This window comes from Mycobacterium numidiamassiliense (genome assembly GCF_900157365.1).
In the GTDB taxonomy this organism is placed as follows: Bacteria; Actinomycetota; Actinomycetes; order Mycobacteriales; family Mycobacteriaceae; genus Mycobacterium; species Mycobacterium numidiamassiliense.
The window spans coordinates 2,365,645-2,379,055 of sequence record NZ_FUEZ01000004.1 but is presented as its reverse complement, the minus strand read 5'-3'; the positions used below and the strand labels follow the sequence as shown (position 1 = coordinate 2,379,055).

Annotated in this window: 11 protein-coding genes; all 11 read right to left on the bottom strand. The window is 67.6% G+C overall.

Annotated features, from left to right (window positions below):
- Positions 1-17: 17 nt before the first annotated feature.
- On the bottom strand, positions 18-1,082 hold the full coding sequence (gene proB, locus MNAB215_RS19800; protein WP_217348961.1) for a glutamate 5-kinase: 1,065 nt from the start codon (positions 1,080-1,082) through the stop codon (positions 18-20).
- Positions 1,083-1,117: 35 nt separating this feature from the next.
- On the bottom strand, positions 1,118-2,560 hold the full coding sequence (gene obgE, locus MNAB215_RS19795) for a GTPase ObgE (protein ID WP_077080314.1): 1,443 nt from the start codon (positions 2,558-2,560) through the stop codon (positions 1,118-1,120).
- A gap of 42 nt (positions 2,561-2,602) precedes the next feature.
- Positions 2,603-2,869: a 50S ribosomal protein L27 gene (rpmA, locus tag MNAB215_RS19790; protein WP_077080313.1), complete on the bottom strand. Its 267-nt coding sequence runs from the start codon at positions 2,867-2,869 to the stop codon at positions 2,603-2,605.
- Positions 2,870-2,882: 13 nt separating this feature from the next.
- Complete coding sequence (rplU, locus tag MNAB215_RS19785) at positions 2,883-3,194, bottom strand: 50S ribosomal protein L21 (RefSeq protein WP_067171206.1); 312 nt, start codon at positions 3,192-3,194, stop codon at positions 2,883-2,885.
- Positions 3,195-3,376: 182 nt separating this feature from the next.
- Complete coding sequence (rne, locus tag MNAB215_RS19780) at positions 3,377-6,193, bottom strand: ribonuclease E (protein ID WP_077080312.1); 2,817 nt, start codon at positions 6,191-6,193, stop codon at positions 3,377-3,379.
- Positions 6,194-6,512: 319 nt separating this feature from the next.
- Positions 6,513-6,923, bottom strand: coding sequence for a nucleoside-diphosphate kinase (ndk, locus tag MNAB215_RS19775; protein ID WP_077080311.1), 411 nt, complete (start codon positions 6,921-6,923; stop codon positions 6,513-6,515).
- A 29-nt stretch (positions 6,924-6,952) separates the two neighbouring features.
- A complete protein-coding gene (locus MNAB215_RS19770; protein ID WP_077080310.1) occupies positions 6,953-7,354 on the bottom strand; it encodes a DUF4233 domain-containing protein in 402 nt (133 codons plus the stop codon).
- Entirely contained in the window at positions 7,351-8,790 is a 1,440-nt protein-coding gene (gene folC, locus MNAB215_RS19765; protein WP_077080309.1) for a bifunctional tetrahydrofolate synthase/dihydrofolate synthase, read from the bottom strand. Before folC ends, MNAB215_RS19770 begins: the two co-directional genes overlap by 4 nt.
- Positions 8,787-11,435 (bottom strand): valine--tRNA ligase, encoded by a 2,649-nt coding sequence (locus MNAB215_RS19760; RefSeq protein ID WP_077080308.1) that lies wholly within the window; start codon positions 11,433-11,435, stop codon positions 8,787-8,789. Before MNAB215_RS19760 ends, folC begins: the two co-directional genes overlap by 4 nt.
- Positions 11,436-11,522: 87 nt before the next feature.
- Positions 11,523-12,059, bottom strand: a complete 537-nt coding sequence (locus tag MNAB215_RS19755) for a DUF937 domain-containing protein (RefSeq protein WP_077082171.1) — start codon at positions 12,057-12,059, stop codon at positions 11,523-11,525.
- A gap of 95 nt (positions 12,060-12,154) precedes the next feature.
- Positions 12,155-13,411, bottom strand: a complete 1,257-nt coding sequence (locus MNAB215_RS19750) for a saccharopine dehydrogenase family protein (RefSeq protein WP_077080307.1) — start codon at positions 13,409-13,411, stop codon at positions 12,155-12,157.

Genomic DNA, 13,411 nt, shown 5'->3' with positions numbered 1-13,411 from the left:
AGACTGCGAACTGACTCCTACACGGCAACCAGGTCGTCGGCGTGCACCGCGGGCCGGCGTAGCTCCCCCGGCAGCTCGGAGCTGGACCTGCCCATGATGCCGGCAAGCTCGGTCGCATCGTAGGCAACCACACCGCGAGCCACCATGGTCGCGTCAGGTCCGCGCAATTCAACGACGTCTCCGCCGTAGAACCGGCCCGACACCCCGGTGATCCCCGCGGCCAGCAGCGAACGACGCTGGTGCACGATCGCGCGCACAGCGCCCTCGTCGAGGGTGAGTGAACCGGCCGCGTCCGCGGCGTAGCGCACCCAGAATCGGCGGGCCGACATCCGTTGCGGCCGAGCGGCAAACACCGTGCCCGCCGACGCGTCGGTGAGCGCGGTCGCGGCGTCGGACGCGGCGGCAAGCAGCACCGGCACGCCGGCGTCGGCGGCCAGCAATGCCGACGACATCTTGGACTCCATTCCCCCGGTACCCAGCGCACTGCCCGGGCCCGCGACTACGTCGACGAGATCGGCCGTGCTCGACACCTCGGGAATGAAGCGGGCCCCCTTGGCTTTTCGCGGATCGGAGTCGTAGAGCCCGTCGATGTCGGAGAGCAGCACCAAAGCCTCGGCCCCGACCAGGTGGGCCACCAACGCCGACAGGCGATCGTTGTCGCCGAACCGGATTTCATTGGTGGCCACCGTGTCGTTCTCGTTGACGATCGCCACCGCGTGCAGAGCGCGCAACCGGTCCAGGGTGCGCTGGGCGTTGGTGTGCTGGGCCCGCATGGAAATGTCGTGCGCGCTCAGCAGCACCTGGCCAACAGTGCGGCCATACCGCGAGAAGGCCGTACTCCACGAGTTGACCAGCTCCACCTGACCGACACTCGCGGCGGCCTGCTTGGTCGCCAAATCCTTTGGGCGACGGGATAATCCGAGTGGCTCGATGCCGGCCGCGATCGCACCCGAGGATACGATGACGACGTCGGTGCCCGCCTTCATCCGCGCCTCGATGGCCTCCGCCAGTCCAGCCAGCCGGCTGGCGTCGAAAACCCCGGACGAGGTGGTCAGCGCGTTCGTGCCGACCTTGACGACCATGCTGCGCGCCGTCCGGATGGCGTCGCGATGTGCGCTCACGAGTCGTCGCCGTGTTCGCGGCGACGGCGCCGGGCGGCCTTGCGATCGTCGGCGCCGATGCGCTCGTTGCGTTCCAGCCGCACGTCGGTACCGCGGCCGGTCATCGTGACGTCGACCCCCGCAGGCGTCTGCGGCTCCCAGTCGAACGTCATCGCGCCGATGGTGACCGCACACCCGGATTCCGCGCCCAGCCGCAGCAACTCGTCCTCGACACCGAGACGCGCCAGCCGGTCGGCGAGATACCCCACCGCCTCGTCGTTGTCGAAGTTGGTTTGGCCGATCCACCGTTCGGGTCGCGCGCCCCTGACGAGGAAACCGCCCTGGCCGTCGGGTTCGACCGTGAAGCCACTGTCGTCCACCGGGACCGGGCGGATCACCGGCCGTCGCGCCACCGGCGTCGGCCGCGCGGCGTTGTAGGCCTCGATCATCTTCCACAGCCCAAAGATGAACGGCTGCAAGCCCTCCCGGGTGGCCGTCGACACCAGGAACACCGGCCAGCCGCGTTCGGCGATCTCATCGCGGACGAATTCGGCGAGTTCACGGGCTTCCGGCACGTCGATCTTGTTGAGCACCACCGCACGGGGTCGCTCGGCCAGGTCGCCCAACGCCGCGTCCCCTTGCAGCGTCGGCGTATACGCGGCGAGTTCGGCTTCCAGCGCCTCGATGTCAGAGATCGGGTCGCGGCCCGGTTCCGCAGTGGCGCAGTCGATCACATGCACCAGCACCGCGCACCGCTCGATGTGCCGCAGAAAGTCCAGGCCCAGGCCGCGGCCGGCCGAGGCTCCAGGGATCAGACCGGGCACGTCGGCCACGGTGAAGGTGTGCTCACCGGCCGAAACCACGCCGAGGTTGGGAACCAGCGTGGTGAACGGGTAGTCGGCGACCTTCGGTTTGGCCGCCGAGATCACCGAGACCAGCGACGACTTTCCGGCCGAGGGGAAACCGACCAGGCCGGCATCGGCGACGCTCTTGAGTTCGAGAGTGAGGTCACGCACGTCACCCGGTTCGCCCAGCAACGCGAACCCGGGGGCCTTGCGCGCCCGCGAGGCCAACGCGGCGTTGCCCAGCCCGCCGCGGCCGCCGGCTGCGGCTTCAAAACGGGTGCCCGCACCGACCAGATCGGCCAGCATTCGCCCGTTTTCGTCGAGCACAACCGTGCCGTCGGGAACTTTGACTTCCAGATCTGAGCCCGCGGCGCCGTCGCGGTTATTGCCCATCCCCTGCTTGCCATTGGGCGCGGTGACATGCGGCCGGAAGTGGTAGTCCAGCAGGGTATGCACCGCAGGGTCGACGACGAACACGATGCTGCCGCCGCGGCCGCCGTTGCCGCCGTCGGGGCCGCCGAGCGGCTTGAATTTCTCGCGATGGACCGAGGCGCAGCCGTTACCGCCGGAACCCGCCCGCGCGTGGATGACGACCCGATCGACAAACCGAGGCATCGGGGCTCCCCTTAATCACGGGTGAATGCGCACCCGCGGCGCTCAGTCGGTGGTGTGCCCGGCCGCGACGATGCTGATGGTCTTGCGTCCGCGCTTGACCCCGAACTCGACCGCGCCGGTCTCCTTGGCGAACAACGTGTCGTCTCCGCCGCGGCCCACATTCGTGCCGGGGTGGAATTTGGTGCCGCGCTGGCGGACCAGGATCTCGCCGGCCTTGACGAGCTGGCCGCCGAATCGCTTGACTCCCAGCCGCTGCGCATTCGAATCGCGCCCGTTACGCGAGCTGGAAGCGCCCTTCTTGTGTGCCATTTCGTCGCCTCCGCTACTTGATTCCGGTGACCTTGAGGACCGTCAGCTGCTGACGGTGTCCCTGACGCTTGTGGTAGCCGGTCTTGTTCTTGAACTTGTGGATACGGATCTTGGGGCCCTTGGTGTGCTCGAGGACCTCGCCGGTCACCGCGACCTTGGCCAGCGCGGCGGCATCGGTGGTGACCTTGGCACCGTCCACCACCAGGGCGACCGGCAAGGACACGTTCGACCCCGGCTCGGACTCGAGCTTCTCGACCTTGACCACGTCCCCGACGGCGACCTTGTACTGCTTGCCGCCGGTCTTGACGATTGCGTAGGTCGCCATCGTTGCTCCTGCTCTTTCTCGCGTCTTCCGCGCGCATGCAACTGCGGTGCGCGTGGTGGGTCTGGGGAGCGGGATAACGTTCCCGCCTGTCACCGGTGAGATTCCTCAGCCTGACGACAACTGTCCAAGGGTACGTGACCAGCGGCTACAGGGTCAAACCGGCACTTCGGGCGTGCCGCGGATCAATCCGTGTGGATCGGCGGGCCCGCCGGCCGGCCTGCCGCGCGCCGCCGGCGCGGACGTCCGAAACCCGCCTCGGCGCCGACGGAGTTGTCGTCGGAATCCTCGTCCTCGTCGTCGAGATCCTCGTCCTCGAGGTCGAGGTCCTCATCATGATCGAGGTCGTCGTCGTCTTCCTCGTCGTCGTCATCCTCGTCCTCGTCCTCGTCCTCGTCGTCATCGTCGAGGTCGTCATCGTCGAGGTCGTCTTCGTCGTCGTCATCGTCGGAGTCGTCCTCGTCGGAGTCGTCCTCGTCGACGTCATCAGTGTCGGCGTCCTCGACGTCTTCGGAGTCCGTGTCCGCCAAGTCGGCGGAACCCTGAGCTGTGGTCTGCTCCTCGGTCTCGTCGGCCGATTCGACATCGGACTCGTCGGCCTCGTCGTCGGCGAGATCGGTCGTGCCGGATGAGCCCGCGGCCATCGCCTTGAACATCGGGTGCTCGCCGGGAGCGTGGGCGGGCACCTTGGCCACCACGGGCTGCTCGGCGGCCTCCTCGGAGCGACCCCTCTTTGATCGCTTGCTGCGCCGACCGCCGGATTCCGACTTACGCCCGGGCGCCGAGGTGGAATCGACCGGGTCGCCGTGCAGCAGGATGCCGCGGCCGCCGCAGTTCGGGCACGAGGTGGAAAACGCCTCGACCAGGCCGGTGCCCAGCCGCTTGCGGGTCAGTTGCACCAGGCCCAGCGAGGTCACCTCGGACACCTGATGGCGGGTGCGATCGCGCGCCAGTGCCTCGGTCAGCCTGCGCAACACCAGATCCCGGTTGGATTCCAGCACCATGTCGATGAAGTCAATGACGACGATGCCGCCGATGTCGCGCAGCCGCAGCTGACGCACGATCTCCTCGGCCGCCTCGAGGTTGTTCTTGGTGACGGTCTGCTCGAGATTGCCGCCCGACCCGGTGAACTTCCCGGTATTGACGTCGACCACCGTCATCGCCTCGGTCCGGTCGATCACCAGCGTGCCACCCGACGGCAGCCACACCTTGCGCTCCATCGCCTTGGCCAGTTGCTCGTCGATGCGATGCACCGCGAAGACATCCGGCCCGGCCTGCTGCTCATCGGAACCGGCCGCGGGCTCGTATTTGTTCAACTTCGAAACCAGCTCGGGCGCAACCGAATTCACATACTCGTTGATGGTGTTCCAGGCGTCGTCGCCGGAAACGATCAGCCCGGCGAAGTCCTCGTTGAACAAGTCGCGGATGACCTTGACCAGCACGTCCGGCTCTTCGTAGAGCGCGACGGCCGCACCGGCGGCCTTGCCCTTGACCTCGACCGCCTTGGCCTCGATTTGATCCCAGCGCTCCTGCAGGCGGGTGACGTCGCCGCGGATGTCGTCCTCTTTGACGCCCTCGGACGCGGTACGGATGATCACGCCCGCGTCCGCCGGTACCACATCGCGCAGGATCTCTTTGAGCCGCTGACGCTCGGTGTCGGGCAGCTTGCGGCTGATCCCCGTCGACGAGGCACCCGGCACGTAGACCAGGTAGCGGCCCGCCAACGACACCTGCGTGGTCAGCCGCGCGCCCTTGTGACCCACCGGGTCCTTGCTGACCTGGACCACGACGTAATCGCCGGGTTTGAGGGCCTTTTCGATCTTGCGCTCGGCCCCGCCCAGTCCGGCGGCTTCCCAGTTGACCTCACCGGCGTACAGCACGCCGTTGCGTCCGCGACCGATGTCGACGAACGCGGCCTCCATCGAGGGCAGCACGTTCTGCACGATCCCGAGGTAGATGTTGCCCACCAACGACGCAGAACCGGCGGAGGTCACGAAGTGCTCGACGACGATGCCGTCCTCGAGGACAGCGATCTGGGTGTAGCGGGCGCCGGGGTGCGGGGGCTCGCTACGAACCCGGTCGCGCACCACCATCACTCGTTCGACGGCCTCGCGCCGGGCCAGGAACTCCGCCTCGGTCAAGACGGGCGGGCGGCGCCGTCCGGCATCGCGCCCGTCGCGGCGGCGTTGCCGCTTGGCCTCCAGCCGCGTCGAGCCGTCGATGCCCTTGATCTCGGCGTTGCTCGAGCCGCCGCCATCGCCGGAGCCGCCGGACCTACCGCGGGGTGGCCGCTCGTGCACCACCGTGTTCGGCGGATCGTCGGGCGACGGAGCCTCGCCATTGTCGTCTCCGGATCCCGACTTACGACGGCGACGCCTGCGACGGCGCCGATTACCCGCCTCCGACGAGCCGTTCTCGTCGTCGCCGCCGTCGGCGTCGTCGGAGTCGTCCGAGTCGTCGTCGTCCGAGTCGTCGTCACTGGCCTCGCCCAGGCCGTCGGACCCGCCCTGTTCGCCGCGTCCACGGCCGCGACCGCGCCGGCCACGGCGGCGCCGCCGGTTGGCCGGCCGATCGACCTGCTCGTCGTCCTCGTCGTCGCCATCGGAATCGTCGACGTCATCGGGGTCATCGACGTCGTCGGCGCCGATCTCGATCTTCGGCGCAACCGGTTGCGGTGCGACGAACAGCGGCATGTAGGCCGGCCGCTCGATCGGCGACTCCGATGAAGAATCGCTCGTGGCGCCCGTCGCGTGGCTGACCGCGCTCACCAGTTCTTCCGGGGGCCGGGCCGACAGCAGGTCGCGGACCTGGATCGCCTGCTCATAGTCCACGCCGGACTGTGCGCTGCGGACGCGCCCGTCGAGTGCGGTCAGCGCGTCCACCACCCGCTTGCTGGTGGTTCCCAGCGCCCGGGCCAGCGAGTGGACTCTCAGCCGGTCCGGCAGGTCTTCGGCCTGGACAGGCTCCTGCCGTGGATCTGAAGTTGGGCCACCGTCTATCACGTACTCTCCTCAAGCCCCCGGGCGCGTCATTTCGACGCGGCCACGCGAGGGCTTCGCTATGTGCCCGGGTCACTTCTCCCGGGCTTCTGATGGTCTCGCCCCGAGCGGCCCATGTTGAACCCACTCGGCGCCGTGCTGAATGTCGGCCTGACATGCCGCGCAACATCGCGAGCTGGCGATGGTGGCGCTTGTCTAAGTCTTCATTCGAGTGTCTGAAGCCAGTCCGGCGACGTTCACCCGCAGTCAGTATCCCACATCACTATCGGTGCCCAAGCGACCCTGAGCTTCAAGCGGGAAAAACGGGGTCGGGACCGCGCGGCTAAACGCCGGGAAACCACAGCGCGATCTCGCGCTTTGCCGAGTCGGTCGAATCAGACCCGTGCACCAGATTGAACTGGGTTTCCAGCCCGAAATCTCCGCGAATGGTGCCGGGTATGGCCTTTTCCACCGGGTCGGTGCCGCCGGCAAGCTGGCGAAACGCGGCAACCGCTCGCGGCCCCTCCACGATTGCTGCCACCACCGGTCCCGACGTGATGAACTCGAGCAACGGCCCGAAGAAGGGTTTGCCCTCGTGCTCGGCGTAATGCTTGCCGGCCAGCTCTTGGCTGACGTTGCGAAGCTCCAGCGCGGTAATCGTGAGGCCCTTGTGCTCGATGCGGCTGATGACCTCGCCTATCAGCCGGCGCGCAACACCGTCGGGCTTGACCAGTACCAGGGTCCGTTCAGTCACGGCGCACAGCGTACAGAACCATACGCCGATCAGCCCGGCGGTGACTGCCCGTGGTCCTGCCGCCGCCGGACCTCGGCGCGCAAGTAGGCGATCATGGCCCACAACGCGGCGAACAGCACGCCGATGAATCCGATCCCGGGATAGATCGCAAAACCGCCCAGCACGATCAGCTGAACGCCCAGGTTCACCCAGATCGCCCAGGGCCGGCCCTGCAGCCCCCCGAGCAACAGCAGCAACACCGCCAGCCCGATCAGGTAGCCCAGCGATACCCCGTTCAGGCCGCCGCCGACGGCGCCGACCACGGGTATCGCCAGCAGCACCACGATGGCCTCCAGCAACAGCGTCGCGGCCATCACGCCGCGAAAGCTCTTCCAGGGATCGGACGCCGGCGGGCTCTGGGGGCCATCGCTGCGATCGGACTGCTCGCTCATTGCGGATCACGGCCGAACAAGGTGCGCGCGGCGCCGGCCGTGACGACCGAGCCGGTGATGACAATCCCGGTGCCGGAGAACGAATCGGCGCCTTCGGCCTCGGTGGCGTCGTCCACCAGCGCGGTCGCGACGTCGATGGCGTCGCGCAGGTTCGCGGCCGTCAGCACCCGGTCGGGCCCGAACCGCTGCTGTGCCACCAGCGCCAGCGACTCGACGTCGAGCGCCCGCGGCGACCCGTTATGAGTGACCACCACGGAATTGAACACCGGCTCCAGCGCGGCCAGGATGCCGTCGACGTCCTTGTCGGCCATCACACTGAGCACCCCGACCAGGAACCGGAAGTCGAACTCGTCGGCCAGCGTCTGCGCCAGGGCGGCCGCACCAGCCGGATTGTGTGCGGCATCGATGAAAATCGTTGGGGCGCTGCGCATCCGCTCCAAGCGGCCGGGGCTGCTCACCGCAGCGAAGCCGGCGCGGACAGCGTCGACGTCGAGCTGACGCTGCGCGCCGGCGCCGAAGAACGCCTCCACGGCCGCCAGCGCCAGCACGGCGTTGTGCGCCTGGTGTTCGCCGTGCAGCGGCAAGAAGACATCGGAGTACACCCCGCCGAGGCCCTGCAGTTCCAGGAGCTGCCCACCGATGGCGACCTGCCGGCCGAGCACCGCGAACTCGGAGTCCTCCCGGGCAACCGCGGCCTCGGCGCGCACCGACTGGGCCAGCAGCACTTCCATCGCCTCGGGCACCTGCTTGGCGATGACGGCGACGGTATCCGGTGCACCCTCAGGGGCTTTGGTGATGATGCCGGCCTTCTCGCCGGCGATTCCGGCGATGTCGTCACCAAGGTATTCGACGTGATCGACGCCGATCGGGGTGATGACCGCTACGGACGCGTTGATCACGTTGGTAGCGTCCCAGCGCCCGCCCAGGCCGACCTCGACGACGGCGACTTCGACGGGCGCGTCGGCGAATGCCGCGAACGCCATCGCGGTGAGCACCTCGAACTTGCTCATCGCGGGCCCGTCGGCGGCCTGCGACTGCGCGTCGATCATCTGCACGAACGGCTCGATCTCGCGGTAGGTGTCCACGTATTGCGCTGGGCTGATTGGCTTTCCGTCGATCGCGATGCGTTCGACCGCCGATTGCAAGTGGGGGCTGGTGGTCCGGCCGGTGCGTCGCTGCAGCGCGGTCAGCAGCGCGTCGATCATCCGCACCACCGAGGTTTTGCCGTTGGTTCCCGCCACGTGGATCGACGGATAGCCGAGCTGCGGTGAGCCAAGCAGGTCCATCAGTGCGCTGATGCGCGTCAGACTCGGCTCGATTTTGGTTTCGGGCCAGCGCTGATCAAGCAAGTGTTCGACCTGCAGCAAGGACGCGATCTCGTCCGGTGTGGGCGCCGTCAGGGTGACCGGCTCCCATTCTTCGGGCTCGAAAGTCATTGCAGCCCAGCCAGCCTGGCGGTGATCCGATCGGTCTCCTCCTGTGCCAGCCGCTGACGGTCGCGTATCTTGCCGACGACATGTTCAGGCGCCTTGGCCAGAAAGTCCGCGTTGGACAATTTGGCGGCGGTCGATGCCAATTCCTTTTGCGCGGCGGCCAAGTCCTTTTCCAGGCGGCGGCGTTCGGCGGCGACGTCGATCGTGCCCGAGGTGTCGAGCTCGACGACCACGGTGCCGCCGCTCAGCCGCACCTCCACCGACGCCGAGGCGCGAAAGTCCGGGCCCGGAGCGGTGAGCCACGCCAGCGACGTCACCGCGGACACCTGAGTGCCCAGATCGGACTCTTCGACGCCGGCCAACCGGGCCGGCACCTTTTGCCGATCGGCCAGACCCTGATCGCTACGAAACCTGCGAACCTCGGTGACCAGCCGCTGCATGTCGGTAATCCGTTGCGTGGCAACCTGATCCAGAACTATGCCGGAGGGCTTCGGCCACTCGGCGATCACCAGCGATTCTTCGCCCGTCAACGCCTGCCACAGGGTTTCGGTGATGAACGGGATCACTGGGTGCAACAACCGCAGCAGGGTGTCCAGCGCCGCGGCCAGCACGGCGGTGGTGTGCGTGAGTCCGTCGCCGAGCTGCGTCTTGGCCAATTCGACATACCAGTCGCAGAACTCGTCCCACGCGAAGTGGTAGAGCGCCTCACAGGCTCGGCTGAACTCGTAGCTGTCGAACGCCGAATCGACTTCCCCGCGAACCTCTTCCAGCCGTCCCAGGATCCACCGGTCGGCGTCGGTGAGCTCGGCTTCCGGCGGCACCGGCGCCAGCCGTGCGCCGTTGAGCAAGGCGAAGCGAGTGGCGTTGAACAGCTTGGTACCGAAGTTGCGTGACGCCCGCACATGATCCTCGCCGACGGACAGGTCACCGCCGGGGCTGGCGCCGCGCGCCAGGGTGAACCGCAGCGCGTCGGCGCCGAACGTCTCCACCCAGTCCAGCGGGTCGATGACGTTGCCCTTCGACTTACTCATCTTGCGGCCAAACTCGTCGCGAATCAGCCCGTGCAGGAAGACGTCGGTGAAGGGCACCTGCGGGCCGCGACGGCCGTCGAGCGTGATCGCGTCGTCGCCCCCGACAAATGTGCCGAACATCATCATCCGGGCGACCCAGAAGAACAGGATGTCGTACCCCGTCACCAAAACGCTTATCGGATAGAACTTTTCCAGATCCGGGGTCTGCGACGGCCAGCCCAGGGTGGAGAACGGCCACAACGCCGAAGAGAACCACGTGTCGAGCACGTCGGGGTCCTGCTGCCAGCCCTCCGGCGGCGCCTCATCCGGCCCGACGCACACCTTTTCGCCGTCCGGCCCGTACCAGATCGGGATGCGGTGGCCCCACCACAGCTGCCGTGAGATGCACCAGTCATGCATGTCGTCAACCCAGGCGAACCAACGCGGCTCCAGGCTGGCCGGGTGAATCACGGTGTCCCCGTTGCGGACTGCATCACCGGCGGCCTTGGCCAGCGATTCCACCCGCACCCACCACTGCAGCGACAGCCTGGGTTCGATCGGTTCGCCGCTGCGCTCCGAATGTCCGACGCTGTGCAGGTAAGGGCGTTTCTCCTCGACGATCCGGCCCTGCGCGGCCAGAGCCTCGCGCACGGCGACCCGGGCTTCGAAGCGGTCCATGCCGTCGAATTGCGTTCCGGTGTCCTCGATGCGGCCCTTGGTGTCCAGGATCGAGATCATCGGCAGGTTGTGGCGTAGCCCGATCTCGAAGTCATTCGGGTCGTGGGCGGGCGTGACTTTGACTGCGCCGGTGCCGAATTCGGGGTCGACGTGCTCGTCGGCGACGACAAGCATTTGACGGTCCACGAACGGATGGGGCAGCGTGGTGCCGACCAGGTCGCGGTAGCGCTCGTCGTCGGGATGCACCGCGATCGCCGTGTCGCCCAACATCGTCTCGACCCGGGTGGTGGCGACCACGATGTGGGGTTGCGAGTCGTCCAGCGAGCCGTATCGGAACGAGACCAGCTCGCCTTCGACGTCGATGTAATTGACTTCCAGGTCCGAGATGGCCGTCTCAAGGACCGGCGACCAGTTGACCAGTCGCTCGGCCTGATAGATCAGCCCGGCGTCGTAGAGCCGCTTGAAAATGGTCCGCACCGCCCGCGACAGGCCCTCGTCCATGGTGAACCGGTCGCGACTCCAGTCCACCCCGTCGCCCAGCCGTCGCATCTGGCCGCCGATGGCGCCGCCGGACTCATGCTTCCAGTCCCAGACCTTGTCGACAAATAGCTCCCGGCCGAAGTCCTCCTTGGTCTTGCCGTCAATCGCGAGCTGCTTTTCCACCACGCTCTGCGTGGCGATGCCCGCGTGGTCGGTGCCGGGCTGCCACAGCACCTCGTATCCCTGCATGCGCTTGCGGCGGGTCAAGGCGTCCATCATCGTGTGCTCGAGAGCGTGACCCATGTGCAGGCTGCCGGTGACGTTCGGCGGCGGCAGCACGATCGAGTACCCCGGCTTGGCACTGGCCGGGTCGGCCGTGAAGTAGCCGGCGTCCACCCACGTCCGGTAGATCGCGCCCTCGACCGCGGCCGGATCCCACGACTTGGGCAGGTCGGCGGCGGAGTTCTGACTGGCGGTCACCGGTCAATTCTAGGGAGCGGTATTTACCCGCGTGTAAGCGCCCGAATTCGCAGGTGAAGCGGTGGGTCCGGCCTCGTGGCCCCAGAGTTACCTTTTGCCCCCGAGCAAGCCGCCCAAGATGTCACCGAGTCCGCCACCCTTGCCATGCAGCAATCCACCCAGGATGTCGCCGAGCGACTTGTCGCCCCCGCTCCCCTTGAGGATGTTGCCCAGCACCTCGCCCAGGCCGCCCGAGGATGCTTCTTCCTTCGCCGGCGAAGGACCACCGGAGAGCCGTTTACCTATGTACGCCAGCACAATCGGGAGGACGATCGGCAACAGCTGCTTGATCAGATCGCTGTTTCCCGCTCCCCCGGTGGCCAGCGCGGATGCGACCTGATCCGCGTCATTGCCACCAAAAAGCGTCGCCATTGCCTGATGACCGTCACTCTCGGCGGCCTGCGCGTGCACAGCGGATTCAATCCTGCTGGCGTGCTCGGGGTCTGCCGAATTCTGGTGCAGACCGCCGAGTAGCGCAGGCACCAGAGTATGAACCGCCGAGTCGACCTCGCCCTCATCGGCCCCGAGCTTGCCTGCGATTTCAGACGTCGGAATCTGGGCATAGAGATCGTCGAGACCGGCCATCGGCATGTCCACCTCGATTGCAGGGGTGTGGGTACGAGCGGACTCTCACACTATTCCCATGTACCGCCGACCGAAAGCCGTTGGGGTACCTGGATTCAATTCAGCCGCTCGGTGCGCAGCGAGACTCCGGCGGGCCCCAAGCGGTCGAGCAGGGCCTCACCCATCGCCGCCGCGGGCGTGAGCACGCCCCGCAGCTCGGAGAGTTTGTCACGATCCAGTGCCAGCGCCAGGCCACACTCCCCCAACAGCACCGAGGTCGCCTTGTAGCCGGGGTCGCCCTGTTGTTCGATGCGCGCCACGTAACGCGCACCGCTGGTGGTGGTCGTGTAGGTCTCGATGCGGTAGTAGCCGCGCTCACGCGCGGCCGGGCCGGGGCCGGTGCCGGGCTTGGGGACGATGCGGTCCAGCAGCCGACGCGGCAGCCGCCGGAAGTAACGGCTGCCCAACCCGAACGCCGCGTTGCCGAACCCGGCCAGCACCGCGGACGCCACCGGCGCGGCCGGCGACGATCCCAGGCTCATGTACTCGCTGTAGCGGAACCGACGGCCGTAGGCCCAGTCGAGTAATGCGTTGCTGCGGCGCACAATTCGAGTGTCAATCGATGCCATCAGGTAGCCGGCCGTCCACAGTCCGGCCAGTTCCGGAGCGATCTGGCTGCCCCGCCCCCACGGCTGGTCGGGCTGGGGACCGAGTTCGGGTTCGGCAGCGCGGTCGGTGCTCAGCGTGTACGGGTCGAGAAGCTGGCGGCGGACCTCGGCGTCGCTGGACGAGGCGTCCATTACGTCCATGAGCGACGCGATGGTGCCGCCAGATAGCCCGCCGGACAGCGCGCGCACGACGTAGGCGGTGTCGGTGAGTTCGCCGGCGCCGTCGTCGCGCGCCGCGCGGTAGAGCGCGTACACCGTCATGTCGGAGGGGACGCAATCGAACCCGCAGCAGTGCACGATGCGGGCGCCGGTGTCGGCGGCCTGCTTGTGATAGAGGTCGATGGCCTCGCGGATGAACATCGCCTCGCCGGTCAGGTCCGCGTAGTCGGTGCCCGCCGCGGCGCAGGCGGCGACCAGCGGCATTCCGTAACGGTTGTAGGGCCCGACCGTCGTCACGACGACCCGGGTGCGGGCGGCCATCTCGTTGAGGCTCGACGGCGATGCCGCGTCGGCGGCCAGCACCGGCCAGGACCGTGCCTCATCGCCGAGAGTGTCGCGAACAGCGAGCAGTCGCTCGGTCGACCGACCGGCCAGCGCGATCCGCGCTCCGGCGCCGGCGCGGGCCAGGTATTCGGCGGTCAGCCTGCCGACGAAACCGGTGGCCCCATACAACACGATGTCGAATTCACGCTGCGCTGCGATCAC

Bases quoted from the DNA above. Each gene is read 5' to 3' on its own strand.
- proB (WP_217348961.1), bottom strand. From the start codon at position 1,082: ATGGTCGTCAAGGTCGGCACGAACGCGCTGACCACCTCGTCCGGGGTT.
- obgE (WP_077080314.1), bottom strand. From the start codon at position 2,560: ATGCCTCGGTTTGTCGATCGGGTCGTCATCCACGCGCGGGCGGGTTCC.
- rpmA (WP_077080313.1), bottom strand. From the start codon at position 2,869: ATGGCACACAAGAAGGGCGCTTCCAGCTCGCGTAACGGGCGCGATTCG.
- rplU (WP_067171206.1), bottom strand. From the start codon at position 3,194: ATGGCGACCTACGCAATCGTCAAGACCGGCGGCAAGCAGTACAAGGTC.
- MNAB215_RS19770 (WP_077080310.1), bottom strand. From the start codon at position 7,354: ATGAGCGAGCAGTCCGATCGCAGCGATGGCCCCCAGAGCCCGCCGGCG.
- folC (WP_077080309.1), bottom strand. From the start codon at position 8,790: ATGACTTTCGAGCCCGAAGAATGGGAGCCGGTCACCCTGACGGCGCCC.
- MNAB215_RS19755 (WP_077082171.1), bottom strand. From the start codon at position 12,059: ATGGCCGGTCTCGACGATCTCTATGCCCAGATTCCGACGTCTGAAATC.